The organism is Stenotrophomonas sp. CCNWLW162 (assembly GCF_037203745.1).
Classification (GTDB): domain Bacteria; phylum Pseudomonadota; class Gammaproteobacteria; order Xanthomonadales; family Xanthomonadaceae; genus Stenotrophomonas; species Stenotrophomonas maltophilia_AQ.
The window spans coordinates 201,828-223,726 of the sequence record NZ_JBBCBL010000003.1 but is presented as its reverse complement, the minus strand read 5'-3'; the positions used below and the strand labels follow the sequence as shown (position 1 = coordinate 223,726).

Sequence of the window (21,899 nt, the reverse complement as noted above, 5' to 3'; positions counted from 1 at the left end):
GGCCGGTCAGAGCTTGTTGTTGAGGTAGCCGAGCATCGAATCGGTGGTGGAGATCGCCTTGGCGTTCATTTCGTAGGCGCGCTGGGTTTCGATCATCGACACCAGCTCTTCCACCACATTGACGTTGCTGCCTTCCAGCGCACCCTGCACCACGGTGCCCAGGCCATTGAGGCCGGGATTGCCGTTCTGTGCCGGACCAGAAGCGGTGGTCTCCAGGAACAGGTTCTCGCCGCGGGCCTGCAGGCCAGCCGGATTGACGAAGTCGGTCAGGGTCAGCGCGCCCACTTCCACCGAAGCGGCACCGTCGGCCATCTTCACGCTGATGGTGCCGTCGGTACCGATGGTGACCGACTGCGCGCCTTCGGGAATCTGGATGCCCGGCTGCACCGGATAGCCGCTGTTGGTCACCAGCTCGCTGTCCTGGTTGATCTTGAACGAGCCATCACGGGTGTAGGCCGAGCTGCCATCGGGCATCTGTACTTCGAAGAATCCGCGGCCGTTGACCATCACGTCCAGGGCGCGGCCGGTCTGCTGTTGGCCACCCTGTTCGAAGTTCTTGGCGGTGGCGACCACGCGCACGCCGGTGCCGAGCTGCAGGCCGGTCGGCAGCTGGGTCTGCGCCGAGGAGGAACCGCCGGGCTGGCGCACCTGCTGGTACAGCAGATCTTCGAAGCTGGCACGGTCCTGCTTGAAGCCGGTGGTGTTGGTGTTGGCGAGGTTGTTGGAAACCACCGACATGCGCATCTGCTGCGCATCCAGTCCGGTTTTTGCGATCCACAATGCCTGGTTCATCTTCGCTGTCCTGTCTGGTGAAGCCGGCCGCGTGGTGCGGCCCTTGGTATCGGGTGTGCAAGCGGTGTGCCAGCGCCGGCATCAACCGGCGCCGGAATCCCGTCAGCTGCCCAGGCGCAGCAGGCTGTTGGCGCTGCGTGCGTTTTCGTCGCCGTGCTTGATCACCTGCACCTGCATTTCGTACTGGCGCTGCAGCTGGATCATCTGCACCAGTGCACCGGCAGCATCGACGTTGCTGCCTTCCAGCTGGCCGCTGTGCACCGCCGTGCCCTGTGCCGGGGCGAACGGCTGCAGCGGGTCGGTGTTGCGGAACAGGCCATCCAGGCCGCGCTCGAGGCGCTCATCCGGTGCCTGCACCACTTTGATGCGACCGATCTGCGCCATGGTCTGCGGGCCTTCGCCCTGCGGAATGATCGAGATCGTGCCGTCGGCACCGATCTCCATCGCCTGGTAGGGCGGTATGGCGATCGGATTGTTGTTGTCGTCCAGCACCGGGCGGCCGCTGGAGGTCACCAGCTGCCCGTTGGGTGTCACCGACAGCGCCGCGCCGCGCGTGTACGCTTCGCTGCCATCGCTGGACTGCACGGCCAGCCAGGTTCCGGTCTGCAGGGACAGATCCAGCGGCTTGCCGGTGATGTGCTGCGAGCCGGGCGTACGGTTGAACCCGGCGTCGACATGCAGCGCATCCACCCGCGAGGCAAAGCCCGGGCCACGGATCGGGAAGGCTTCGGTATTGGCCAGCGCTTCCTTGAAGCCAGGGGTATCCGAGTTGGCGAGATTGTGGCTGAGCGTACCCTGCGCCTGCAGGGAGGCGCGGGCACCGGTCATCGCCACGTAAAGGGCTTTATCCATGCGGGGAGTTCCGTGGCAGGGTCAGCGCGTCATCAACGGATGTTGATGACGGTCTGGGTGATCTGGTCCTGGGTGGTGATCATCTGCGCGTTGGCCTGGAAGTTGCGCTGCGCGGTGATCATGTTGACCAGCTGCTCGGTGAGGTCGACGGTGGACGCTTCCAGCGAGCCGGCCTGGATCTTGCCGAGGTTGGAGGTGTCCGGCATGCCGGTGCGCGGCGTGCCCGAGCTGAAGGTATCCACCCACAGGTTGTTGCCCTTCGATTCCAGTCCCTGCGGATTGTTGAAGGTGGTCAGCGCGACCTGGCCCAGCGGCTTGTCGGCACCGTTGGAGTAACGGGCGTAGACCACGCCGGTTTCCGACACGGTGATTTCGTTGAGCTTGCCGGCGGCGTAGCCGTCCTGCTGGGTGTTGCGCAGCGCGAACTTCTCGCCGTACTGGGTCGAGCCGCTCACATCCAGCGTCATGTTCAGCACGCCTGCACCGGTGGTCGGGGTGAAGGTGCCCAGGCTGACCTTGCCGTTGGCCGGTGCGGTCAGCTTGCCGCTGTTGTCGAAGGTGACCGGGGTCGGCGCGCCAGCCGGCTGGCCATCGACGTAGTTGCGCACCGTCCATTCGTTCGGGTTGGCGCCCTTCACGAAGTAGGACACCTGGATGTGGCTCACGCCCAGCGAGTCGTACACGGTGATGCCACCGCTGGAGTGGTTGTAGCTGTTGGAATCGGTCGGGTCGAAGGTGGTGACCGTCGGCTGCTTGGCGTTGGCCGGCAGGGTGAAGCCGACTTTGACTTCGCTGGTCTGCTTCGGTGCGCTGTCGGTGGTCAGCAGCTGCAGATCGACCATGCGGCCGGCGTCGAAGTTGGTGCCATCGGCGTTCGGCGCAAACACCTGCAGGCGTGCGCCCTGCGGGTTGATCACATAGCCGGACGGATCGGTCTGGAAGTTGCCGGCGCGCGAGTACACGCGGGTGCCGTTCATGTTCATGGTGAAGAAGCCCTCACCGGAAATGGCCATGTCCAGGCTGCGCCCGGTCTGTTCGTTGTGGCCCTGCTTGAACTGCTGGGCGACGTTGGAGACGCGCACACCGGAGCCGACCGCGTTCTTCGACAGGCCGTAGCCGGTGGCCGAGAACAGGTCGGCGAATTCCGCGCGCGATTCCTTGAAGCCGGTGGTGTTGACGTTGGCGACGTTGTTGGCGGTGACGCTCAGGTCGGAATTGGCGGCATTGATGCCGGACAGCGAGACATTGAAGCCCATGGGATGCTCCTGGTAAGTGCGGGGTGTGTGGCTCAGCTGACGCGGAGCACGTAGTCGATCGGGGCCGTGCCCAGGCCCTTGAGGTTCAGGTACAGGCCGTCGGACCCGACGGTCACGCTCTCCACCGGTGCCTGCACGAAGGTGGACAGCTTGGTGCTCTTGCCGGCGGTGTCGACGTGGTTGGCGACGATGGAATATTTGCCCGGCTCCATGCGCTTGCCGTTGGCATCCTTGCCATCCCACTTGAAGGCGGTTTCGCCGGCGGCCTTGGCTTCCACGCTCAGCGAAGTGACCTTGGCGCCATTGGCGTCGGTGATGTCCACGGTGACGATGCCGGCCGCCGGTGCTGCAACGGTGCCTTCCACCGTGCCTTCCTTTTCCAGCACCAGTTTTTCCGAAGGCACCAGCACCTGGTGGCCGACCAACGCGGCGCCACGCAGCACCTGGTCGCTGGCCATCGATTCCTGGAAGCCCTTGACCGTCTTGTTCAGATCGGTGATGCCCTGTACGGTCGACATCTGCGCCATCTGCGCGACCATCTGCGTGTTGTCCATCGGCTTCAGCGGATCCTGGTGCTGCAGCTGCTCGGTCATCAGGCGCAGGAAATCGGCCTGGTCCAGCGTGTTCTTCTTTTTCGTGGCGTTGCTGTTGGGGGCATTCAGGCCGAGCGCGGAGTAGACGTCCTGGTTGGTCTGGTTGTTGACGGCGGTGGTCATGGCGGTATCCGGTGCTGCGGGCCTCAGCGGCCCATGGTCAGGGTGGCCAGGGCCAGTTCCTTGGCGGTGGTCAACATCTCCACGCCGGCCTGGTAATTGCGCGAGGTCGAGATCAGGTTGACCATCTGTGCCACCGGATCGACGTCGGGCTGGTAGATGTAGCCATCGCCGTCGGCCAGCGGATGGCCCGGCTCATAGCGCTTGATCGGCGCCGCCTCGCTCTGGGTGATTTCCTTGACCTTCACCGACGTGATGTTCGGATCGTTCTTGCTGGTCACGGCCTGGAAGATCGGCTCCAGCGGCTTGTACACGGCGTCGGCGGAACCGGCCACGGTGTCGGCGTTGGAGAGGTTGGAGGCGATGGTGCTCATGCGCACCGACTGCGCCTGCAGCGCGGAGCCGGCGATGTCGAAGATCGGCAGGTTGCTCATCGCTTATTGCCCCGTGATCGCGGTCAGCATGGAACGCACCTTGCTCTCGACGAAGCTGAGCGAAGCGCGGTATTCGAGTGCGGCACGGCCATAGGCGGCACGCTCGGCATCGGGATCGACGGTGTTGCCGTCCAGGCTGGGCTGCACGCCTTCGCGCGCGATCTGGAACGGGTTCAGGCCACTACTGATCTCGTAGTGCTGCTCGTTGGTGGTGGTCATCAGGCCGTTGGCATCCTGCCCCTGGGCATGGCGCAGGGCGGCATCGAAGTCCAGGTCCTGGGCCTTGTAGCCGGGAGTGTCGGCATTGCCGAGGTTGCTGGCGATCAGCTTCATCCGCTGTTCGCGCAACGGCATGGCCTGGGCGTGGACGCCCAGGTAGTCGGTAATCAGGTTGCGCACGGTGCACTCCCACGGGAACGTTGCCCGGGAAGCTGCAAGCGGTGTGCCAAAACCTGAGGGGTAGTGCCGGCCGCTGGCCGGCAACCTCAGACACAACGGGTTGCCGGCCAGCGGCCGGCACTACCGTATCGAGGCGGTCCTACGCCGCCAGCGCCACCTTGCGCAGGCGATCCAGCACGAAGTCGGCGAGCTCGTGCGGCGAGTACTTGGCGACGAAGGCATTGGCGCCGACGCGCTCGACCATCGCATTGTTGAATACGCCCGACAGCGAGGTGTGCAGCAGCACGTACAGGCCGGCCAGGCCCGGGTGGCGCCGGATTTCCGTCGTGAGCGTGTAGCCGTCCATGGCCGGCATCTCGATGTCCGAGATGACCATGGCGTAGCGCTCGGCAGGGTTCTCGCCCGAGGCGTGGATCTGCAGCAGGTGGTCGAGCGCCTGCTTGCCATCGGAGAGCAGGGTGGCGCCCACCCCCAGCTGGTCCAGTACGCTGCGGATCTGCTGGCGGGCCACGCGCGAGTCGTCCACCACCAGTACCTGCAACTGTGGGCCATCGGACGGCATCGCCATCGCCGGGTCGAGCACGGCTTCGCCACGCACCTGGGCGATGTCGGCCAGCACGCTTTCGACGTCGATCACCTGGATCAGCTCGCCCTGGAAGCGGGTCACTGCGGTCAGGTAGCTGGATTCGGCGCCCAGTTCCGGCGGCGGGTGGATGTCTTCCACCGCGATGTTGACGATGCGCTCCACGCCGCTGACCAGAAAGCCCTGGATCGAGCGGTTGAATTCGGTGACGACCAGGTAGCCGGGCGCGGTATCGGCATCCGGCTCGCGCTCGGGGTGGCCGATCGCCAGGCCCAGGTCCAGCACCGGCACCGAGCGGCCGCGCACGTCGGCCACGCCAGCGAACTGGCCGGGCAGGCCGGGCACCTGGAACAATTCCGGACGGCGCAGGACTTCCTGCACCTTGAAGACATTGACGCCAAAAAGCTGACGTCCGCCGAGGCGGAACAGCAGCAGCGCCAGGCGATTGTGGCCGGCCAGTCGGGTCCGCTGGTCGATCCGGTTGAGCAGGTCATGGGACATGGCTGCTGTATCGGCGTGGTGGCTGCAGAACTTGAGGGCGCTCTGCCGACCGCGCGCTCCGCACCGTTTTTGTAGAGTCGACTGTTGGTCGACTGCTCTTTGATCCGATCGCGGGGAACCCCGCGCTTCGCGCGAAAGTCGACCAACAGTCGACTCTACCCATCCGGCCCCATTCCCATCCCGGTCCCGATCAATACGCCCCGCCGCTCTGGCACACCCCTTGCACGCGCCTGGGCCAGGTCTTACCGATAAGGAGGCGCCATGCGCCGGCTCACATCTCTATTGGCCATCGCGCTGGCGCTGGCCCCGCCGTTGGCGGCCGCTGCCGACTGGCAGCCGGTGGCCAGCATCCGCGCGGCAGCGTTGTCGACGCTGGCGGCCGGCAGCGAGGGTGAGGCCCAGGTGGCCGATGCATTGCGCCTGCCCAAATGCGGTAGTGCGCTGCAGGTGCAGCCGACCGCCAACACCACGGTCGAGGTCAGCTGCCCCGATGCCGGTGGCTGGCGCCTGTTCGTGCCAGTAAAGGTGCGGCGCAACCAGACCGTGCTGGTGCTCAACCGTGGAATCGGCACTGGAGAAACCCTCACTGCCGCCGATATCACCACTGCCCAGCGTGATGCCGCCCGGATTGCCGGTGCGGTGCTGGCCGATCCCAATGCGGCGATCGGCCGCATTGCCCGTCGTCCGTTGCAGGCCGGGGCCTTGCTGTCGAACAACGATCTGGTGGTGCAGCGTCTCATCAAGCGTGGAGACAATGTGGCCCTGGTTTCGCGTCGTGGCTCGGTCGAGGTCCGCATTGCCGGCCGCGCGATGGGTGATGCCGGTGAGAACGAACGGGTTTCGGTAGAGAACCTGTCCTCGCGGCGGATCGTGCAGGGCACGGTCGATGCCGCAGGTGACGTAATCGTGGCGCGTTGAATTACTGCAGAATATCCCTAAAGATCACGGCCCTGCGGCCGTTATCCCTTGTGTACGGCAACTCCAGGACACCCCATGAGCCAGAAAATCGACGGCAACCTGCAGGTCCCCCAGGCACTGCGCAGCGTGACGACCCCGGCCAACAAGCCCGGCGTCAGCAGCGATGCGCCGACCCGTCCGGTCGAGGCGGCCGATAGCCTGCGCCTGACCGGCGAGGCCACCAATCTGCAGGCCATCGAGCGTGAGCTGACCACCGCACCGGCGATCGACGCCCAGCGCGTGGCGGCCGTGCGCGAATCGCTGCAGAACGGCACCTACAAGATCAATCCGGACGCGATTGCTTCGCGCATGCTCGAGCTGGACCAGCAGCTGCACGGATGACCGCGGCGATGAGCGAGCCGCTGCAGCGCCTGGCCCAGGCCCTGGACGTTGAACGCCAGGCCCTGGTCGAGCACGACGTGCACGCCCTGATCCGGGCTACCGGTGCCAAGCTGGAAGCGCTGCGTGCGCTGGAAGGCGCGCCGCCGGTCGGCGAGGGTGAACAGCTGCAGGAACTGGCCGAGCGCAACCGCGCCAACGGCGTACTACTGTCGCGGCGACGCCGCGAGGTCAACTGGGCACTGCGCCAGCTGGGCCGCACCGAGGACGCCTCGGCCTACGATGCCAAGGGCCAGTCGCATACGGTCACTGCGCGCCGCCCACTCGCCGTCGCCTGACGCGACGGCGGTCGCACAACCCATTCCGGCGGGCTGAAGCCCGCTGCATGACCGCGTATATTGGGCGCCTGTTCGAACGTGCAGAGTCGCCGTGTCCGCTGCCAACGCCCTGGTTACCGCCCCCCTTCCGCCGCAGCCGGTGCTGCAGGCATTGCTTGAGCGCCTGCGCGAAGGCCTGTTGCTGTTCACCGAAGACGGGCAGGTGGCCCTGGCCAACCCGGCCGCCCAGAACCTGCTCGCCAGTGGTGAGGATGGCGCCTTGCCGCCGCCGCAGCGCCTGCGCGAACTGCTGCCGCCCGATGCGCTGGAGCAGGCGCGCCAGCACGGCCATTGGAATGGCAGCCTGCCGCTGGGCGAGGGCGTGGTCATTGCCCACCTCTACTATCACGGCCCGGTCGGCCAGGGGCATTTCCTGGCCCTGTTCCGCCACATTGAAGGGCAGGAAGACTACGAGCGCGAGCTGCAGCAGCGGCATGCCGAGCTGCGCCAGGCCTATCTGCGCCTGAACGGCACCCAGGAAAAACTGCTTCAGTCGGAGAAGATGGCCTCGATCGGCCAGCTCGCCGCTGGCGTTGCACACGAGATCAACAACCCGATCGGTTACGTGCACTCCAACCTGGGCAGCCTGCAGGAGTACCTGCGCAGCCTGTTCACCGTCATCGAGGCCTATGAGCGCGCATTGCGTGCGCCGGACCCGAAGGCGCTGATCCCCGAAATCGACGATATCCGTGACCGCCTGGACATCGATTTCATCAGCCGCGACCTGCCGCAGCTGATGGCCGAATCACGCGAGGGCATCGAGCGGGTTACCCGCATCGTGCGCGACCTGAAGGACTTCTCGTACTCCGGCCGCGATGAATCGTGGAAGCTGGTCGACCTGCATTCCGGCCTGGAATCGACCATCAACATCATCTGGAACGAACTCAAGTACAAGGTGCACCTGGTGCGCGAGTTCGGCCAGCTGCCGCTGGTGGAATGCCTGCCTTCGGAGTTGAACCAGGTCTACATGAACCTGCTGCTCAACGCAGGCCATGCCATTGCCGAGCGCGGCACCATCACCGTGCGCACCGGCGTCGATGGCGATCACGTGTGGGTCGAGTTCGAGGACACTGGTGGCGGCATCTCGCCGGAACTGCGCCAGCGCATCTTCGATCCGTTCTTCACCACCAAACCCGTGGGCAGCGGTACCGGACTGGGCCTGTCGATTTCCTACAGCATCATCAACAAGCACCACGGACGCATCGACCTGGACAGTACCCCGGGCGTGGGTTCGCGTTTCCGCGTGGTGCTGCCGATCAAGCAGCCGCGCTGACCGCTTATGGTAGTGCCGGCCGCTGGCCGGCAACCTCATTGAACCCGACATCCAGAGCAGCCGGCCAGCGGCCGGCTCTACCAGAGGGGATCGTTACCGCAACGGGCGGTCCTCGCCACCATCGGCCGGTTCGGCCGGCACCGGCCCGGCATTGCTGCGGCGCTGCTCCTCGTAGGTGCGGAACGCCTGGTGGATGTGCTTGCGCAGCTCGTCGTCGTTCCACGGCTTGGTCAGGAACCGGTAGATCGCGCCGCGGTTGATCGCATCGGTCACGGTGTTCAGATCGGTGTAGCCGGACAGCACCAGGCGGATCGTGTCCGGGTACAGCATCTTCACCCGGCCGAGGAACTCGGTTCCACTCATGTCGCTCATGCGCTGGTCGGACAGGATCACCTGCACGTCGTTGATCGCCAGCAGGTCGAAGGCATCGCGCACGTTGCCGGCCGCCAGAATGCGGTAGCCATCGCGGCGGAACAGGCGCACCAGCGAGCGCAGCACGTTTTCTTCGTCGTCCAGCAGCAACAGCGTGCGGTCCGGCCGCGTTTCAGCGAACGCTTCCGGGCGCAGGTAGCGACGGCGCAGGGTCATCCCGGCGGCATCGGCCGACATCGGCTCGCCGAACAGATAGCCCTGGAACACATCGCAATCGTTGCGCCGCAGGAAGCCCAGCTGCGCCTGCGACTCCACGCCGTTGGCAATCACCGTCATGCCCAGCTGGTGACCCATCGCGATGATCGCGCGGGCGATGGCAGCCTCGCGGTTGCCGGCCGGCGCGCTCTTGATGAAGCTGCGATCGATCTTCAGCTTGTCCACCGGGTAGCGCACCAGCGCGCTCAGGCTGGAGTCGCCGGTGCCGAAGTTGTCCAGGCTCAGGCTGATGCCTTCGTTGCGCAGGTTGGCCAGCGTCTCGTGGACGAAGTTGACGTTGTTGGTCAGTGCGCTCTCGTTGATTTCCAGCGTCAGCATCTGCGCCGGCACGCCCGAGGCCTGGATCACCCCCATCACTTCGGCAAAGAAGTTGGGCCGCAGCAGCTGCAGGGTCGATACGTTCACCGCGATGGTGAAGTCGTCGAAGCCCTGGTCGCGCCACAGACGCGCCTGCTTCAGCGCACCCTCCAGTACCCAGGTGCCGATCTGCACGATGATGCCCAGCCGCTCAGCGGTGCGCATGAAGCGTTCCGGCACCAGCATGCCCAGCGTCGGCGACTGCCAGCGCAGCAGCGCTTCCATGCCCACCACGTGGCCGTCGCGGGCACTGACCAGTGGCTGGTAGCGCAGCTTCAGCTCGCCGTTGGGAATGGCATCGACGATCTGCCGCGCGATGATGCTTTCACTGTGCGCGCTCGGCGGCGTGTCCACGGCGTGGATGCGCACGGCGTTGCCCCCTTCGCGGGCAGCCTGGTACAGGGCGTCCTCGGCGTGGTCGAGCAGGCGCGAGGTGCTGCTGGCATGTTCCGGGCACAGGCTCACCCCCAGCTTGCCGGTCATGAACAGCGTGTACGGCAGTACCGACAGCGGAAGCTCCATCTGTTGGCGGATTTCCTCGGCGAAGTCCTCTGGCAGCGGCACCTCGGCGGTGCGCGGAACGGCGATCAGGAACTCGTCGCTGCCGTGGCGCCACAGCTTGCCGCGACCGCGCAGGTAGGACTGCAGCCGTTGTGCCACCAGCACCAGCGCCTGGTCACCCACCTCGGCGCTCATGTTCTCGTTGACCGATGCGAAGTGGTCGATGTCCACGTGCATCAACATCAGCGGGGTACCGCCGGAGGCCGCTTCGGCGACCATCACCTGCAGTTCGGGGTTGCCGGCGCCGAGGCGGTCGGGGGCATCATCGATGCTGACCGGCGGCTGGTTGGGATTCCACATAGGCTCAGTATTCCGGTGACTCGATGGCGGCCGTGCTGGCCGCCTGGTAGGGGAGGTGGACGTCGATCAGGGTGCCTTCACCGTGCGCGGACTCGATCCGCACATGCCCGCCGACGCTCTGTGCGCGTTCGCGCATCACGATCAGGCCGAGCCCGCGCGGACCGTCCGGGTCGAAACCCTCGCCATCATCGCGGATCTGCAGGTGCAGGCTACGCTGGCCGACGTCGCGTAATTGCAGCAGCACCTGGCTGGCGCGGGCATGGCGCAGGGCATTGGTCAGGCTTTCCTGGGCGATGCGGAAGCAGGCCTGCTCGATGCTGTTGTCGGGACGCTGTGGCAGGGGCTCGATCTCGGCCAGCAATTCCACTGGCGAGGAGCGGAACAGCACCCGTGCCTGCCAGCTCAGCGCGGCCTCCAGGCCCAGTGCGTCCAGCTGTGGCGGCCGCAGCAGGGTGGAAATGTCGCGCAGCTTGGACACGGTGGTGTCGGCGAGGCTGACGATCTGCGCCAGGTCCTCGGCGCGGCGCTGCGGATCATGCTCGTCCTGCGCAGCATGGGCGGACAGCTTGATCGCGGTGATGGCCTGGCCGATGTCATCGTGCAGGTCGCGCGAGATCGCACGGCGCTCATCCTCCTGCAGGGAGAACAGGCGCCCGGCCATCGCCTGCAGCTCGCGGTTGCTGGTTTCCAGCGCGGCGCGGGTGCGCTCCGAATCGCTCAGGTCGCGCACGATCAGCAGCTTGCAGTCGCGGCCGCCATAGCGCACTTCGCCCACCGCCAATCCGGCATGGAAGCGGCGGCCGTCCGCGCGCTGCATTGCCACCACGCTGCTGTGGCCAGGGCCCAGGTGAGGCTGGCCGGCACGCAGCTGGGCGCGCACGCGCACCAGATCGGTGGCGGCAACCAGCGCCGACAGCGGCTCGCCGAGCAGGGTGTGGCTGCCATAACCGAACAGGCCTGCTGCCCAGGCATTGGCATACAGCACATGCTCGTCGGAAAGGATCACCACGCCATCGGGCAGTACCCGCACCAGCTCGCGGAACTGCTCTTCGCGCTCACGCAGCAGGCGGCGTGACTGTTCGCGCTCGGTTACGTCCTGCAGGGTGCCGAGCACACGGTTGCGGCCGGCTTCATCGGTGCCACTGGCGGCGCGCAGGTGCACCATCAGTGCATGACCGTCCATCGCCAGCAGTGGCAGCAGCACGTCCACCTGTACCGGCTCGCCTGAGCACAGCTCGGCCAGCAGCTGCTCGGTCTGTGACGCGGTGGCCGGGTCGGCCGGCACCAGCAGTTCATCGAAACGGTGCCAGCGACGGGCTTCGGGCGGGCGTCGGCCGAGCAGGCGATAGACCTGGTTGGAATAGCGGCCCTGTCCGCTGGACGGGTCCAGCTCCCAGGCACCGATGCGGGCCAGCTCATGCGCTTCCTCGACCCGTGCCAGCGCCTGGTCGCGGCGCAGCTGCGCCAGGTCCTCGGCGGTGCGATCGATGGCGATCAACAGGCGGGCATTGTGTCCGTCGTAGCTGATCGCGTTCGAGCGCAGTTCCATCTGCCGCAGGCTGCCGTCGCGCAGCTGCAGCTGCGTACGCAGGATGCACAGCTCCTCGGGCGCCTCGCGGATCGCCTCCAGCTTGGTCTGCAGCGCCTGGTCCTGGCCCGGTGGCCACAGCGCATCGATGGTCTGCTCCAGCAGTTCATCACGTTCCCAGCCGAAGGCGCTGCTGGCGGCCGGGTTGGCATCGAGGATCGCCAGCGTATCCAGGTCGTAGACCAGGATCGGGCCGGGGTTGCCTTCGAACATCTGCCGCAGGCGCAGTTCGGAAGCCTGCTGGCGGGCGTGGGTATGCAGCACGTGCTCGGCCAGCGGGCGCAGCAGCAGGTACAGCAGGCCAGCGCTGGCCAGGGCGAAGAACGAACCCTTCAGCCCTTGCCACAATGCTGCCTGGTGCGGGTCGGGCACCAGTGCCTGTACCGCGCTGTCGGTGGCGATCATCCATGCCAGCGCCATCGCCAGGTAGCTCAGAACCACCCGCCGGCGGTCACGGCTCAACGCCTGCGCCATCCTCGGGTCGGGAACAGGGGCGTTGCCGGTCGGTTCTGCGGGCATGGACGGGGTGGGTGAAAAGGGGCGCCGGTCATCTTACCGCGCAGGTGTGCCCTGGCCACTCAATTATCCGGCGCAGGCGCCGTTAACCACTGCGTGCCCCGCTGACGGGCGTGTCATCCGGAGCAAGATCGCGTGGACCAAGGGATCATCGCCAGCCTGCTGCAGCACCCGCTTGCGTCGGCGCTGGTCATTGTCGACCGCACGGGCCGCCCGCTGGCGGCCAATCCGGCTGCGCGCGAGCATGGCCTGCCGGCGACCGTGGCTGCGTACGCACCGATGCTGGAAGATCTGCGCCTGTTGGCGGCCGATGGCGGCATCGTGGCCTGCACGCTGCCTGGCGGCCCGCGTGGTCACTACGATGGCCACCTGCGCGCCGTGCACGATGGCGCAGGCAACCTGCTGGCCTTCACGCTGAGCATTCCGGAGCCGGTGCCGGTCGATGGTGGCGGGCGCTGGGAACTGGCCTTGGACAGTGCCGGCCACAGCTTGTGGGACTGGGACATTCCCAGCGACCGCGTAGTCCGCACGCCGGCGCTGAGTGATGAAACCGCCACTGAAATACTGACCCGCGTACACAGCGAAGACATCGGCCAGGTACGTGTCGCGCTGGACCAGCACCTGCGCGGCCTGAGCGAGCAGTACAGCGCCCAGTTCCGGTTCCGCCAGGCCGATGGCCAATGGCGCTGGGTACTTGATCGCGGTCGTGTGGTCGCGCGCACCGCCGACGGCCAGCCACTGCGGATGGTCGGCACCCATACCGATATCGAGCAGCAGAAGCAGCTGGAAGGCCTGCTGCAGGAGCAGCAGCTGCACCTGAGCGAGGCCCAGCGCATCGCCAGCATGGGCAGCTGGTCGTTCGACCCCAGCAGCGGCGCGTTCTGGTGGTCGCCGGAGCTGCGTTCACTGCTGGCACTGGAGCAGGGCAGCGTGCCCGGCCAGCGGCGCTGGTTGAAACAGCTGCATCCACGCTCGCGCGGTGCGCTGCGTGCTGCCTGGCGGCGTGTATGGCGCGATGGCCGCGCAGCCAACATCGAGCTGGAACTGACCCGGGGCAACGAGCCCTCGCAGCACCTGCGGCTGTGGATGCAGCCGCTGCTGGACACCGATGGCCAGCCCAAGCGCCTGCTGGGCCAGGTGCAGAACATCACCGAGCAGCACCAGACCGACGCGCTGATCCGCTGGCGTACCGAACTGCTCAACCGTGTCTCCGCACTGGGCCGCATCGGTGGTTGCGAGATCGAGGTGCAGACCCGGCACATGCAGTGGACCGAGGAGTGCTACCGCATCCACGGACTGCGCAAGGAACCGATCACGCTGGACCAGGCACTGGCGCTGTACACCGAAGATTCGCGCAGCGCCTTCGAGACTGCACTGGTCCGGATTGCCGGCGGCGGTCTCCCCGAACAGCTGGATCTGTGCTTCTACCGCCAGTCCGGTTTGCGCGTGTGGGTGCAGGTGCTGATCGAGCTGGATCGCCGCGATGGCCTGCCGCCGCGCTTCGTGGTCCTGTTCCGTGACATCACCCGCGAGCGCGAAGCCAACGAGCGCATCGAGCTGCTGGCCCACTACGATCTGCTGACCGGCCTGCCCAATCGCGTGCTGCTGGGCGAGCAGACCGCTGAAGCCATCGAGGAAGCGCGCGACCGCGGCACCTCGCTGGCTATGCTGTTCATCGATCTGGACGGCTTCAAGACCATCAACGACAGCTTTGGCCACGCTACCGGCGATGCACTGCTGAAGGCGGCGGCCACGCGGCTTCACCAGAATCTGCGCAACAACGATCTGTTCGGCCGCTTCAGTGGCGACGAGTTCATCGTGGTGCTGCGCGACCTGGCCGAGCCGGAAGACGCCGGACACGTGGCACGCAAGTTGATCGCTTCGCTGGCCGAGCCGCTTCGCCGTGGCGAGACCACGCTGAAAGTGGGTGCCAGCGTCGGTATCGCCATGCTCGGTGAGGCACAGACCGATTTCGATTCGCTGCTGCGCGCGGCTGATGCTGCGATGTATGCGGCCAAGGAAGCAGGGCGGAATACCTACCAGTACTACAGCCAGGACGCGCTGGCGCGTATCCAGCGTCGGCTCGAGCTTGAGCACGCGTTGCATGGCGCGATCGAACGCGAAGAGTTCAGCCTGGCCTACCAGCCGCTGCTGCATGCCCATCATGGCGAACCGCCGGCGATCGAGGCACTGTTGCGCTGGCATAGGCCCGGCATCGGCTACTGCAGCCCGGCCGAATTCATTCCGATTGCAGAGAAGTGCGGCGAGATCGTGCGCATCGGCGACTGGGTGCTGAACGAAGCCTGCCGGCAGGCAATCGCCTGGGACCGGGCTGGCCTGTGTTTTGACCGCATCGCAGTCAATGTGTCGGCAGTGCAGCTGCGTGATCGCGGTTTTGCTGAGCGGGTGATCGAGATCTGCCACGCCCACGGCTGGCCGCCGCAGCGGCTGGAGCTCGAGCTGACCGAGTCGGCGTTGATCCGTGACACCGACATTCTGCGCCACTGCTTCGACGTGCTGGAACGGCACGGCGTGCCACTGGCAGTGGATGACTTTGGTACCGGCTTCTCCAATCTGAACTACCTCAACCGTTTCCCGGTGGGGCGCCTGAAGATCGACCGCAGTTTCGTGCAGGGCATGCTGCATGATTCGGGTACGGCCGAAGTGACCCAGGCCATCGTGCACCTGGGCCACGCGTTGGGCATGAAGGTAGTGGCCGAAGGCGTGGAAACACACCAGGAAGAAGACATGCTGCGCCGCCAGGGCTGCGACGAGATCCAAGGCTACCTGTACTCGCGCCCGCTCAGCCCGCGCGATCTGGCGCAGTGGTTGCGCCAGCAGCACCTCGCGCCAGGCCGCACCGATGCCGCCAGCGAGGTCGTGCTGGCACGCTGAGGGTAGCGCCGGGCCATGCCCGGCGGGATCGCCGCACGCCGACGCACCGCTCTGGTAGGTGTCGACCTTGGTCGACACGACTGTCGGTGCTCGCGCTCATCCACGCACAGCGTGGACCTACTGACGGCGCCGGCTCTGGTGGGTGCCGACCGTTGGTCGGCACTGATGCCTGCGCTCGCGCTCATCCACGCATGGCGTGGAGCTACCGGTTGTCGCCATCCGGTTGGGTCGGCGGCTTTCTGGGTGTTATCCCGGCAAGAGCTTCCAGCTCGGCGAGACGATCCGCCTTCACCAGGTGCGCAGCGTTCCAACCTCCTTCGGAAACCGCAGGCGAAAAGCTGTAGATCTCATGCGGAGCCAATGGCCCCAGACGTTCACGTGCATGTTCATACAGGGGCTGCTCATCTTCGTCGGTGACATCAAGATAGGGGCCATCCAGAAACGTCAGCAGGTACTCCAGATCCCAGTCGCGTTCAGCTGCGTCGCTGGGGCCTGGTGCATCCGAGACTGCTGAAACGTCTCCGCTGTGCGCATCGACGCTGACCTGTATCGCGGTAGTCTCCCCGCAGATCAAGATCTGGCCGAAGGCTGTCACGGCGTAAGCGTGAAAGGTATCTACTGCCTCCAGAGGATTTCCACGCAGGTGCGCTGCGACAAGCCCTGCGTACCGCCCGGGATCGACCATTGCCAGCTTGTCGTTGCGATAGCGTGCGAGGCCATCGCGTCGCCACAGTGCCAGCAGCAGGTTGGGTAGCACGCCTTCCCATGCCGCCAGGGTGGCTTCGGGAACTGCTTCAACCTTGGAGCTCGGAATGAAGCCCTGAAGGAACTCGTCAGAGTTCAACTCCGTCACAGGCAACGCGGTGTTTGGTACGGCCAGCGCATTCCAATCCGTGCTGATTGGCAGGTAGTCCAGGAAGGCGAGTAGTGTCTCCGCCCGTGCAAGTTCCGGGCTGCCCTCGTGGGTTGGAATGATGGTCACCGAGCCTCCGGAGACAAGCAGCAACGTGCCCGCAGGAAGGTCATGCCAAGCCTTGTCCAGCACCAGATACCGCTCCGGCGCCTCGTCGATATCAGCGTCCAGGATGATGACCTGTGGGCCACCCTGCAGGCAGCCGGCGGAGACCTCGACGGTTGCGTCGGTCGCACCTGCATCAGGATCGTTCACGTCCATAGGCGCGGAGTACGGCTGCTGAAAATCGCCGAATGACTGGAGAGCTTGATGAAGCGCAAGCAGGGAATCGGGATCCAGGGCAAGCGGGTCTGCGGCAACCGGGAGTTGCAGGGCAAGTGAAAGGCAGAGGGCGGTGCTGGTCATCGGGATACAGTCTGATCCAAATGGAAATCGCACCTGCACGATGAAGAGCGGTTCGGCCCAGGTCCATGCAATGAATCCGAAACTGCGCGGCTCTCCCAGCGACATCCACGCGCAGCGTGGACCTACTGCAGTTTTGTAACCATTCGCTGCGGAAATTCGGAACGAATTCGTGCGCGTACTGCTTCGACGACGTGTGCATAGCGTCGGCGCTGGATGAAATAGCCGATGTAGAACAGCAGCAGGGCCACCAGCATCGGCGACGCAGCCGGGCGGACGAGGATGATCGGCACCAGCATCACTGTCAGGCCCAGCGCGAACCAGCTGCACCGCCCGACCACCCGCACTTCCCTGCGTCGTGCGTCGATCATCACCCGCCCGCGCATCAGCGGAAAGTAGCGGCCGCCAAAGCTCGGCGCGAAGCTCTCTCGAAAGGCGATACTGCCGTCCGGCAGCGCGCGGAACACCAGGCGAAGCCAGGTATCGGCCGGCAGATCATGCTCTAACCCGGCCAGCGAAAGCTGCGCCAGCTCTGCCGGCGTAGCGGCGATGCGCTGATTGAACAGTACGATGCCGGTGCGGAAGAAGAACGGCGCCCACAGCACAAGCAGCAGGACTTCGATCAGCAGCAATGCGATCAGGGCGATGGCCATCGGTCTTCCATGAACGGGACCGGCGCATCATGCCATGGGGATGGCCGGCGCTAGCACTGCGGGTTCGAGTACGAGCCACAGGTCACATGCCCTGCCGGATCGACTTGGCTCAATCCTCTTCCGCCAGATCGCTTAGGTCCAGGATCTGCGGGTTGACGCTGCTGGCTACGATGCTTCTGATCAGCCCCGGGCGGCGGCGAAGCGAGTAGGCGCGTATTGCATGGATGGGGCTGAATTCACACAGAGGGTGGCGCGAGTGCCCCATGATGACGGGCCTGTTGAAGTTGATGTCCTTTGGGTCATCAAGTGGCAGGGTCCACTTCCCACCGTGTACCAGTCTGACGGTCTCCCCTAGATATCGGGCGAACACGACCCTCAGAGAGTCCCGCTCATCCTCAGACAGCGTGGCTGCCATCAAGTCATGGAGGCGTTCCAGCCTATCGAGACTTTCGGGGCTGCTATCCAGTTCAATGCCTTGCATTTGAGCCTGCGCGACCAGCCATTGTATTTGGCCGTCCATCAACATCAGGAATTGCTCAAAAGCCTCGCGGGCTTCTTCCAGATTGAACGCCATGTGGATGCCGGAGAAACAGGGGGAGTGGGCAGTGTGTCCTGCTCCCTCTTCCCAGGCCATGCAACAAATCCTAAAAGGCGGTAGGTAAGCTCGGGGATTCAGATATGGCGGCGCCCATCCACGCATGGCGTGGATCTACCTCAAGGCTTCCCCATCCAACCCCAGGTCCCACGCCAGTCCCAGCAGCTCCTCATCCGCCCGTGACGGGCCCGGCCGCGCATCCGCCAGCTGCTGCAGTTCGCGGATCTCCTCGCGGGCCACCTCTTCCAGCTGTTGCAGCTGCTCACGCACGCTCGCGTTGCGCGGGCGGTCGTTGTTGGCAAGGGAGGGCAGGGCGCGGATAGCGGTCATGGTGCGCGTACAGGATGCATCCAACGGCGGATTACAGGCAAAGGCCCCGGAGGAACCGGGGCCTTGCGGGCTGCCGGCAGCGGCAGCGGACATCAGGATCAGAACAGCTCGACGGTGCCAGCGCCCATGCTCTGCTGGGCGACCGGCTTGTGCGGCGGGCGTTCCCATTCGCTGCGCAGTTCACGCAGGCGGCTGCCGGTGCGCTGCAGGGCGGTGGCGATCTCTTCGTCGAACACGCCGCCATTGCGGTGCAGCAGTTCCTGCAGGGCCACCGCTTCGCGGTTGATCGCGGTCAGGCGGTCCAGGTGGGTGTGCACGCCGCCCAGCGCCTGGGTAGCGATGTCTTCGAACTGCAGGGCGCGCACGGCTTCAGCCACACTGCCATCGATCGAACGGGCGCAATCGGACACTTCGCGCATGCCATCGCCCAGCGACGCATTGATCTGCGCAACGTTATCGAGCATCGCCGCCGCCTCCTGGCGGGCTTCACGGGAACGGTCCATGTCACGCGAGGCCATGTGCGAGACCGTCTCGCGCACCTTGGCGATGGCGTCCTTGGAGCTGTGCGCCAGCTTGCGGATCTGCTCGTTGAAGGTGGTCGAGCGCTCGGACAGGTTGCGTACTTCGTCGGCCACCACGGCGAAACCACGACCGGCTTCACCGGCACGCGCGGCTTCGATGGCGGCGTTGAGCGCAAGGAGGTTGGTCTGGTCGGCAATCGACTTGACGTCTTCCAGCAGCGCGAAGATGCCATCCAGGTGCTGCGCCATCTGATCGATGTGCTGCACGGTGGTACTGCTCTGGCCGCTTACCTGTTCCAGCGCTTCCACCAGCTGTTCCATGCGGTTGCTGGCGTGCTGGGCAAAACGGGCAACGTCCAGACCGGCATTGCCTTCGTCACCGGCGCGGTCGACGATGCGCGACAGGGCCTGGCTCTGCTGGCGCGACTTGCGGTTCATCGCATCGAAGCTGCCGCCGAGGCTGGAGACGGCCTGGCGGATCAGGTCACGGGCGCGCTCCACTTCGCCACGCGAACCGTCGATCTCGTTGCCGACGAAGTTGCGCAGCTCGGTCAGCAGCTGGTCCTGCTCACGCAGGACACGGGCGTGTTCCGGGGAACGGTGCGCCTGGGCGCGGGTGGTCCACCACGCAAAGCCGAGCCAGCTCAGCGTCATCGTGGTCAGGATCGCCCAGCGCAGGGCGGCCGGCCATTCGAAACCGATGGCGAAGGGGAGCAGCAGGGTCAGAGCCAGGGGGGCGGCCAGACGGATGAAAATGCGTGAGTACATGGACGTTCTCGGGAGGTGCACGGAGGATGTATCGGCCGTACCCCCTTTCTCTTTAACGTCGATATGCCTCGAAGTGCATTCTGAATGCGCCGGTTTTCCGGCGCTGCCGGGGTGTTCGGGGTCAGGGCCCTTGCCGAGCCGGAAAGGGATCCGACCCCACACCCTCACGCCAGCTGTCGGTCCACAGCCTCGATCATCGCCTTGCGGCTGAACAGGAAGTCCCAGTAGCTGCCGCCCAGCTGGCGCCAGAGCACCGCAGAGCGCACGGCGGCCAGCAGCAGGGCGCGGATCTCGGCGACCACGCCGGCCTGGCCCAGGTAGTGCGGATTGCCCTGGACCATCACCCGCGGCTTGAGGTGGCTGATGGTGTCGGCGTACAGGCCGCCCAGGTTGGCCAGCACGTCCGGATGCGCGCTGTCGCCCAGTTCGGCGGCCTGGCGCTGGGCGCGCTCGATCCCCGAAGCGACCTTGTTCACGGTCTCGCCTTCCTGCACGAAGCGGCGCTCCAGCTGCAGCACCGACAAGGCCAGCTTGGGCAGGATCGGGTCCTGGCCCTGGCTGCGGAAGTAGTTGTGCAGCAGGCGCAGGCCGGCCTTCAGCGCATGACGGTCACCGAACACCTCCTGCGGCGAGGACGCATCGACGCGGAACACGCTCTCCACGGCGGTGCGAACAGCGGCGGCGTCGGAATGGCCGGTATCGGCGATACGGCGTACCTGCTGCAGGGCCTGGGCAATGCCGGCCAAAGCCAGAACGCGGTCGTCGACAGTGAAACTCATGCAGCGATTACCTCAAAAGGAGAAGGGGTGGTGCGCAGGCGCTGCTCAAGCGGCGCATCGGTGGCGGCGATCACTGCGCCACCCAGGCACACGTCGCCGTCATACAGCACCAGCGACTGGCCAGGGGTGACGGCGCGCTGCGGGCGGGCGAAGGTGACCAGCACGCTGCCATCGTCCAGCACCTCGACCGTACACGGCTCGTCGGGCTGGCGGTAGCGGGTCTGCGCGGTGCACTCGAAGCGCCGTGCCGGCGGTGCGCCGGCAATCCAGTGCGCGGCCTCCGAGCGCAGGCGGTTGGACAGCATCCACTTGCTGTCGCGGTCCTGGTCGACGTACAGCACGTTGCTGGCAACATCCTTGCCAACCACGTACCACGGCGCCGCAGGGCGGCCACGCACGCCGCCGATGTTCAGGCCCTCGCGCTGGCCCAGGGTGAAATAGAAGACGCCTGGGTGCTCGGCGATCACACTGCCGTCGGCCGGGTCCAGGATCTGCCCGGGCTTGGCCGGCAGGTAGCGCCCGAGGAACTCGCGGAAGTCGCGCTCGCCGATGAAGCAGATGCCGGTGGAGTCCTTCTTGGCGTGGGTCGGCAGGCTGACGTCACGTGCGATCCGGCGCAGGTCGGTCTTTTCCAGGTCGCCAATCGGGAACAGGGTGGCCGCCAGCTGTTCCTGGCCCAGCTGGTGCAGGAAGTAGCTCTGGTCCTTGGAGCGGTCGGCGCCACGCAGCAGCAGCCACTGGTGGCCGCGCTGGGTCACCCGCGCGTAGTGGCCAGTGGCGATGCGCTCGGCGCCCAGCTCGCGGGCGGCATCCAGGAAGTGCTTGAATTTCACCTCGCGGTTGCACAGCACGTCCGGGTTCGGGGTGCGACCGGCGGCATACTCGGCCAGGAAGTGCTCGAACACGCCCTGCCAGTACTCGTTGGAGAAATCGCGGAAGTGAAATGGGATGCCGAGCAGGCCGCAGACGGCCACCGCATCACGGCGGTCGTCCTCGGCGCGGCAATCGCCGCTGCCGTCGTCGGCCCAGTTCTGCATGAACAGGCCGGCCACCGCCTCACCCTGCTGCACCAGCCGCCAGGCAGCCACCGAGGAATCGACGCCACCGGAGACGCCGACCATTACGCGCGGAGTGCTCATGCGACCTCCCTGACCAACGAAAGCGGATGGCGCTGGCCGCCCAGGTAGTCGGCCACCACCTGCCAGACCAGCGGGCTGCGCAGGCGCTCGCCGGCGGCCTGCAGCTCGCCCGGGCTCAGCCACAGCGCGCGGTCGATGCCGGTGTCCAGTGGCTGCGCCGGGTCGTGCGAGACCGGGCGCGCCGCATAGCAGAAGCGCAGGAAGGTGGTGCCGTCGCCTGCGGTCCACTGGTAGCAGCCGATGAAGTGGGTCAGCTGTACGGTCCAGCCGGTTTCCTCGCGGGTCTCGCGCAGTGCCGCCTCGGCCAGGCTTTCGCCCGGCTCGAGGTGGCCGGCCGGCTGGTTCAGCACCGCGCGGCCGTCGATGGTTTCTTCAACCAGCAGCACGCGGCCGCCGTCGACCACCACGGTGGCGACGGTGGCGTGCGGTGCCCAGCGCGGGTCCGGCGTAGCGTTCAA

The 21,899-nt window shown here is 66.0% G+C and carries 22 protein-coding genes; 5 read left to right on the top strand and 17 right to left on the bottom strand.

Going from position 1 to position 21,899, the window contains the following annotated elements:
• Positions 1 to 6: 6 nt before the first annotated feature.
• From flgG to V9K93_RS09850, 7 genes are all read right to left on the bottom strand, one after another.
• Positions 7 to 792, bottom strand: a complete 786-nt coding sequence (flgG, locus tag V9K93_RS09880) for a flagellar basal-body rod protein FlgG (RefSeq protein WP_005409571.1) — start codon at positions 790 to 792, stop codon at positions 7 to 9.
• Positions 793 to 894: 102 nt separating this feature from the next.
• A complete protein-coding gene (locus tag V9K93_RS09875) occupies positions 895 to 1,644 on the bottom strand; it encodes a flagellar basal body rod protein FlgF (RefSeq protein ID WP_136638990.1) in 750 nt (249 codons plus the stop codon).
• Between the two features lie 32 nt (positions 1,645 to 1,676).
• Complete coding sequence (gene flgE / locus V9K93_RS09870) at positions 1,677 to 2,900, bottom strand: flagellar hook protein FlgE (protein WP_006366152.1); 1,224 nt, start codon at positions 2,898 to 2,900, stop codon at positions 1,677 to 1,679.
• A 32-nt stretch (positions 2,901 to 2,932) separates the two neighbouring features.
• Positions 2,933 to 3,616, bottom strand: a complete 684-nt coding sequence (locus V9K93_RS09865; protein WP_006366154.1) for a flagellar hook assembly protein FlgD — start codon at positions 3,614 to 3,616, stop codon at positions 2,933 to 2,935.
• 23 nt (positions 3,617 to 3,639) lie between these two features.
• A complete protein-coding gene (flgC, locus tag V9K93_RS09860; RefSeq protein WP_010485892.1) occupies positions 3,640 to 4,047 on the bottom strand; it encodes a flagellar basal body rod protein FlgC in 408 nt (135 codons plus the stop codon).
• Positions 4,048 to 4,050: 3 nt separating this feature from the next.
• Positions 4,051 to 4,446, bottom strand: coding sequence for a flagellar basal body rod protein FlgB (gene flgB / locus V9K93_RS09855; protein WP_006366156.1), 396 nt, complete (start codon positions 4,444 to 4,446; stop codon positions 4,051 to 4,053).
• Positions 4,447 to 4,585: 139 nt separating this feature from the next.
• Positions 4,586 to 5,530, bottom strand: a complete 945-nt coding sequence (locus V9K93_RS09850; RefSeq protein WP_136638991.1) for a chemotaxis protein — start codon at positions 5,528 to 5,530, stop codon at positions 4,586 to 4,588.
• A 261-nt stretch (positions 5,531 to 5,791) separates the two neighbouring features.
• Between V9K93_RS09850 and flgA the strand changes: the two genes are divergently transcribed.
• The 4 genes from flgA (at position 5,792) to V9K93_RS09830 (ending at position 8,476) form a co-directional block, all read left to right on the top strand.
• Positions 5,792 to 6,448 carry a flagellar basal body P-ring formation chaperone FlgA gene (flgA, locus tag V9K93_RS09845; RefSeq protein ID WP_337302487.1) on the top strand — a complete coding sequence of 219 codons (657 nt, stop codon included), beginning with the start codon at positions 5,792 to 5,794 and terminating at the stop codon, positions 6,446 to 6,448.
• 75 nt (positions 6,449 to 6,523) lie between these two features.
• Entirely contained in the window at positions 6,524 to 6,829 is a 306-nt protein-coding gene (flgM, locus tag V9K93_RS09840) for a flagellar biosynthesis anti-sigma factor FlgM (RefSeq protein ID WP_006366323.1), read from the top strand.
• On the top strand, positions 6,826 to 7,164 hold the full coding sequence (locus tag V9K93_RS09835; protein ID WP_006366325.1) for a flagellar protein FlgN: 339 nt from the start codon (positions 6,826 to 6,828) through the stop codon (positions 7,162 to 7,164). The genes flgM and V9K93_RS09835 overlap by 4 nt, the downstream gene beginning before the upstream one ends.
• A 91-nt stretch (positions 7,165 to 7,255) precedes the next feature.
• Positions 7,256 to 8,476 carry an ATP-binding protein gene (locus V9K93_RS09830; RefSeq protein ID WP_046982899.1) on the top strand — a complete coding sequence of 407 codons (1,221 nt, stop codon included), beginning with the start codon at positions 7,256 to 7,258 and terminating at the stop codon, positions 8,474 to 8,476.
• A 93-nt stretch (positions 8,477 to 8,569) separates the two neighbouring features.
• On the opposite strand, the gene V9K93_RS09825 is transcribed toward V9K93_RS09830, so the two are convergent.
• Both V9K93_RS09825 and V9K93_RS09820 read right to left on the bottom strand, forming a co-directional pair.
• A complete protein-coding gene (locus V9K93_RS09825; RefSeq protein WP_136638993.1) occupies positions 8,570 to 10,342 on the bottom strand; it encodes an EAL domain-containing protein in 1,773 nt (590 codons plus the stop codon).
• A 4-nt stretch (positions 10,343 to 10,346) separates the two neighbouring features.
• Positions 10,347 to 12,449 (bottom strand): sensor histidine kinase, encoded by a 2,103-nt coding sequence (locus V9K93_RS09820; RefSeq protein ID WP_337302486.1) that lies wholly within the window; start codon positions 12,447 to 12,449, stop codon positions 10,347 to 10,349.
• Between the two features lie 132 nt (positions 12,450 to 12,581).
• Between V9K93_RS09820 and V9K93_RS09815 the strand changes: the two genes are divergently transcribed.
• Positions 12,582 to 15,341, top strand: coding sequence for a bifunctional diguanylate cyclase/phosphodiesterase (locus tag V9K93_RS09815; RefSeq protein WP_253078858.1), 2,760 nt, complete (start codon positions 12,582 to 12,584; stop codon positions 15,339 to 15,341).
• A 202-nt stretch (positions 15,342 to 15,543) separates the two neighbouring features.
• Here V9K93_RS09815 and V9K93_RS09810 read toward each other — a convergent pair whose 3' ends face one another.
• From V9K93_RS09810 to V9K93_RS09775, 8 genes are all read right to left on the bottom strand, one after another.
• The gene (locus V9K93_RS09810; RefSeq protein ID WP_308518071.1) at positions 15,544 to 16,659 is read right to left on the bottom strand and encodes a GAD-like domain-containing protein; all 1,116 of its coding nucleotides are present in this window, start codon (positions 16,657 to 16,659) and stop codon (positions 15,544 to 15,546) included.
• Between the two features lie 122 nt (positions 16,660 to 16,781).
• Positions 16,782 to 17,309, bottom strand: coding sequence for a hypothetical protein (locus V9K93_RS09805; RefSeq protein ID WP_308518072.1), 528 nt, complete (start codon positions 17,307 to 17,309; stop codon positions 16,782 to 16,784).
• 109 nt (positions 17,310 to 17,418) lie between these two features.
• The gene (locus V9K93_RS09800) at positions 17,419 to 17,943 is read right to left on the bottom strand and encodes a hypothetical protein (protein WP_337302485.1); all 525 of its coding nucleotides are present in this window, start codon (positions 17,941 to 17,943) and stop codon (positions 17,419 to 17,421) included.
• 75 nt (positions 17,944 to 18,018) lie between these two features.
• Entirely contained in the window at positions 18,019 to 18,234 is a 216-nt protein-coding gene (locus tag V9K93_RS09795; protein WP_308518074.1) for a hypothetical protein, read from the bottom strand.
• Between the two features lie 98 nt (positions 18,235 to 18,332).
• Entirely contained in the window at positions 18,333 to 19,523 is a 1,191-nt protein-coding gene (locus V9K93_RS09790) for a methyl-accepting chemotaxis protein (protein WP_121503221.1), read from the bottom strand.
• A 164-nt stretch (positions 19,524 to 19,687) separates the two neighbouring features.
• Complete coding sequence (gene hflD, locus V9K93_RS09785; RefSeq protein WP_046982906.1) at positions 19,688 to 20,302, bottom strand: high frequency lysogenization protein HflD; 615 nt, start codon at positions 20,300 to 20,302, stop codon at positions 19,688 to 19,690.
• Positions 20,299 to 21,441, bottom strand: coding sequence for a tRNA 2-thiouridine(34) synthase MnmA (gene mnmA, locus V9K93_RS09780; protein WP_337302484.1), 1,143 nt, complete (start codon positions 21,439 to 21,441; stop codon positions 20,299 to 20,301). Before mnmA ends, hflD begins: the two co-directional genes overlap by 4 nt.
• A complete protein-coding gene (locus V9K93_RS09775) occupies positions 21,438 to 21,899 on the bottom strand; it encodes an NUDIX hydrolase (RefSeq protein ID WP_046982908.1) in 462 nt (153 codons plus the stop codon). The genes mnmA and V9K93_RS09775 overlap by 4 nt, the downstream gene beginning before the upstream one ends.

Bases quoted from the DNA above. Each gene is read 5' to 3' on its own strand.
- flgG (WP_005409571.1), bottom strand. From the start codon at position 792: ATGAACCAGGCATTGTGGATCGCAAAAACCGGACTGGATGCGCAGCAG.
- V9K93_RS09875 (WP_136638990.1), bottom strand. From the start codon at position 1,644: ATGGATAAAGCCCTTTACGTGGCGATGACCGGTGCCCGCGCCTCCCTG.
- flgE (WP_006366152.1), bottom strand. From the start codon at position 2,900: ATGGGCTTCAATGTCTCGCTGTCCGGCATCAATGCCGCCAATTCCGAC.
- V9K93_RS09865 (WP_006366154.1), bottom strand. From the start codon at position 3,616: ATGACCACCGCCGTCAACAACCAGACCAACCAGGACGTCTACTCCGCG.
- flgC (WP_010485892.1), bottom strand. From the start codon at position 4,047: ATGAGCAACCTGCCGATCTTCGACATCGCCGGCTCCGCGCTGCAGGCG.
- V9K93_RS09850 (WP_136638991.1), bottom strand. From the start codon at position 5,530: ATGTCCCATGACCTGCTCAACCGGATCGACCAGCGGACCCGACTGGCC.
- flgA (WP_337302487.1), top strand. From the start codon at position 5,792: ATGCGCCGGCTCACATCTCTATTGGCCATCGCGCTGGCGCTGGCCCCG.
- flgM (WP_006366323.1), top strand. From the start codon at position 6,524: ATGAGCCAGAAAATCGACGGCAACCTGCAGGTCCCCCAGGCACTGCGC.
- V9K93_RS09835 (WP_006366325.1), top strand. From the start codon at position 6,826: ATGACCGCGGCGATGAGCGAGCCGCTGCAGCGCCTGGCCCAGGCCCTG.
- V9K93_RS09825 (WP_136638993.1), bottom strand. From the start codon at position 10,342: ATGTGGAATCCCAACCAGCCGCCGGTCAGCATCGATGATGCCCCCGAC.
- V9K93_RS09820 (WP_337302486.1), bottom strand. From the start codon at position 12,449: ATGCCCGCAGAACCGACCGGCAACGCCCCTGTTCCCGACCCGAGGATG.
- V9K93_RS09810 (WP_308518071.1), bottom strand. From the start codon at position 16,659: ATGACCAGCACCGCCCTCTGCCTTTCACTTGCCCTGCAACTCCCGGTT.
- V9K93_RS09805 (WP_308518072.1), bottom strand. From the start codon at position 17,309: ATGGCCATCGCCCTGATCGCATTGCTGCTGATCGAAGTCCTGCTGCTT.
- V9K93_RS09800 (WP_337302485.1), bottom strand. From the start codon at position 17,943: ATGGCCTGGGAAGAGGGAGCAGGACACACTGCCCACTCCCCCTGTTTC.
- V9K93_RS09795 (WP_308518074.1), bottom strand. From the start codon at position 18,234: ATGACCGCTATCCGCGCCCTGCCCTCCCTTGCCAACAACGACCGCCCG.
- V9K93_RS09790 (WP_121503221.1), bottom strand. From the start codon at position 19,523: ATGTACTCACGCATTTTCATCCGTCTGGCCGCCCCCCTGGCTCTGACC.
- hflD (WP_046982906.1), bottom strand. From the start codon at position 20,302: ATGAGTTTCACTGTCGACGACCGCGTTCTGGCTTTGGCCGGCATTGCC.
- mnmA (WP_337302484.1), bottom strand. From the start codon at position 21,441: ATGAGCACTCCGCGCGTAATGGTCGGCGTCTCCGGTGGCGTCGATTCC.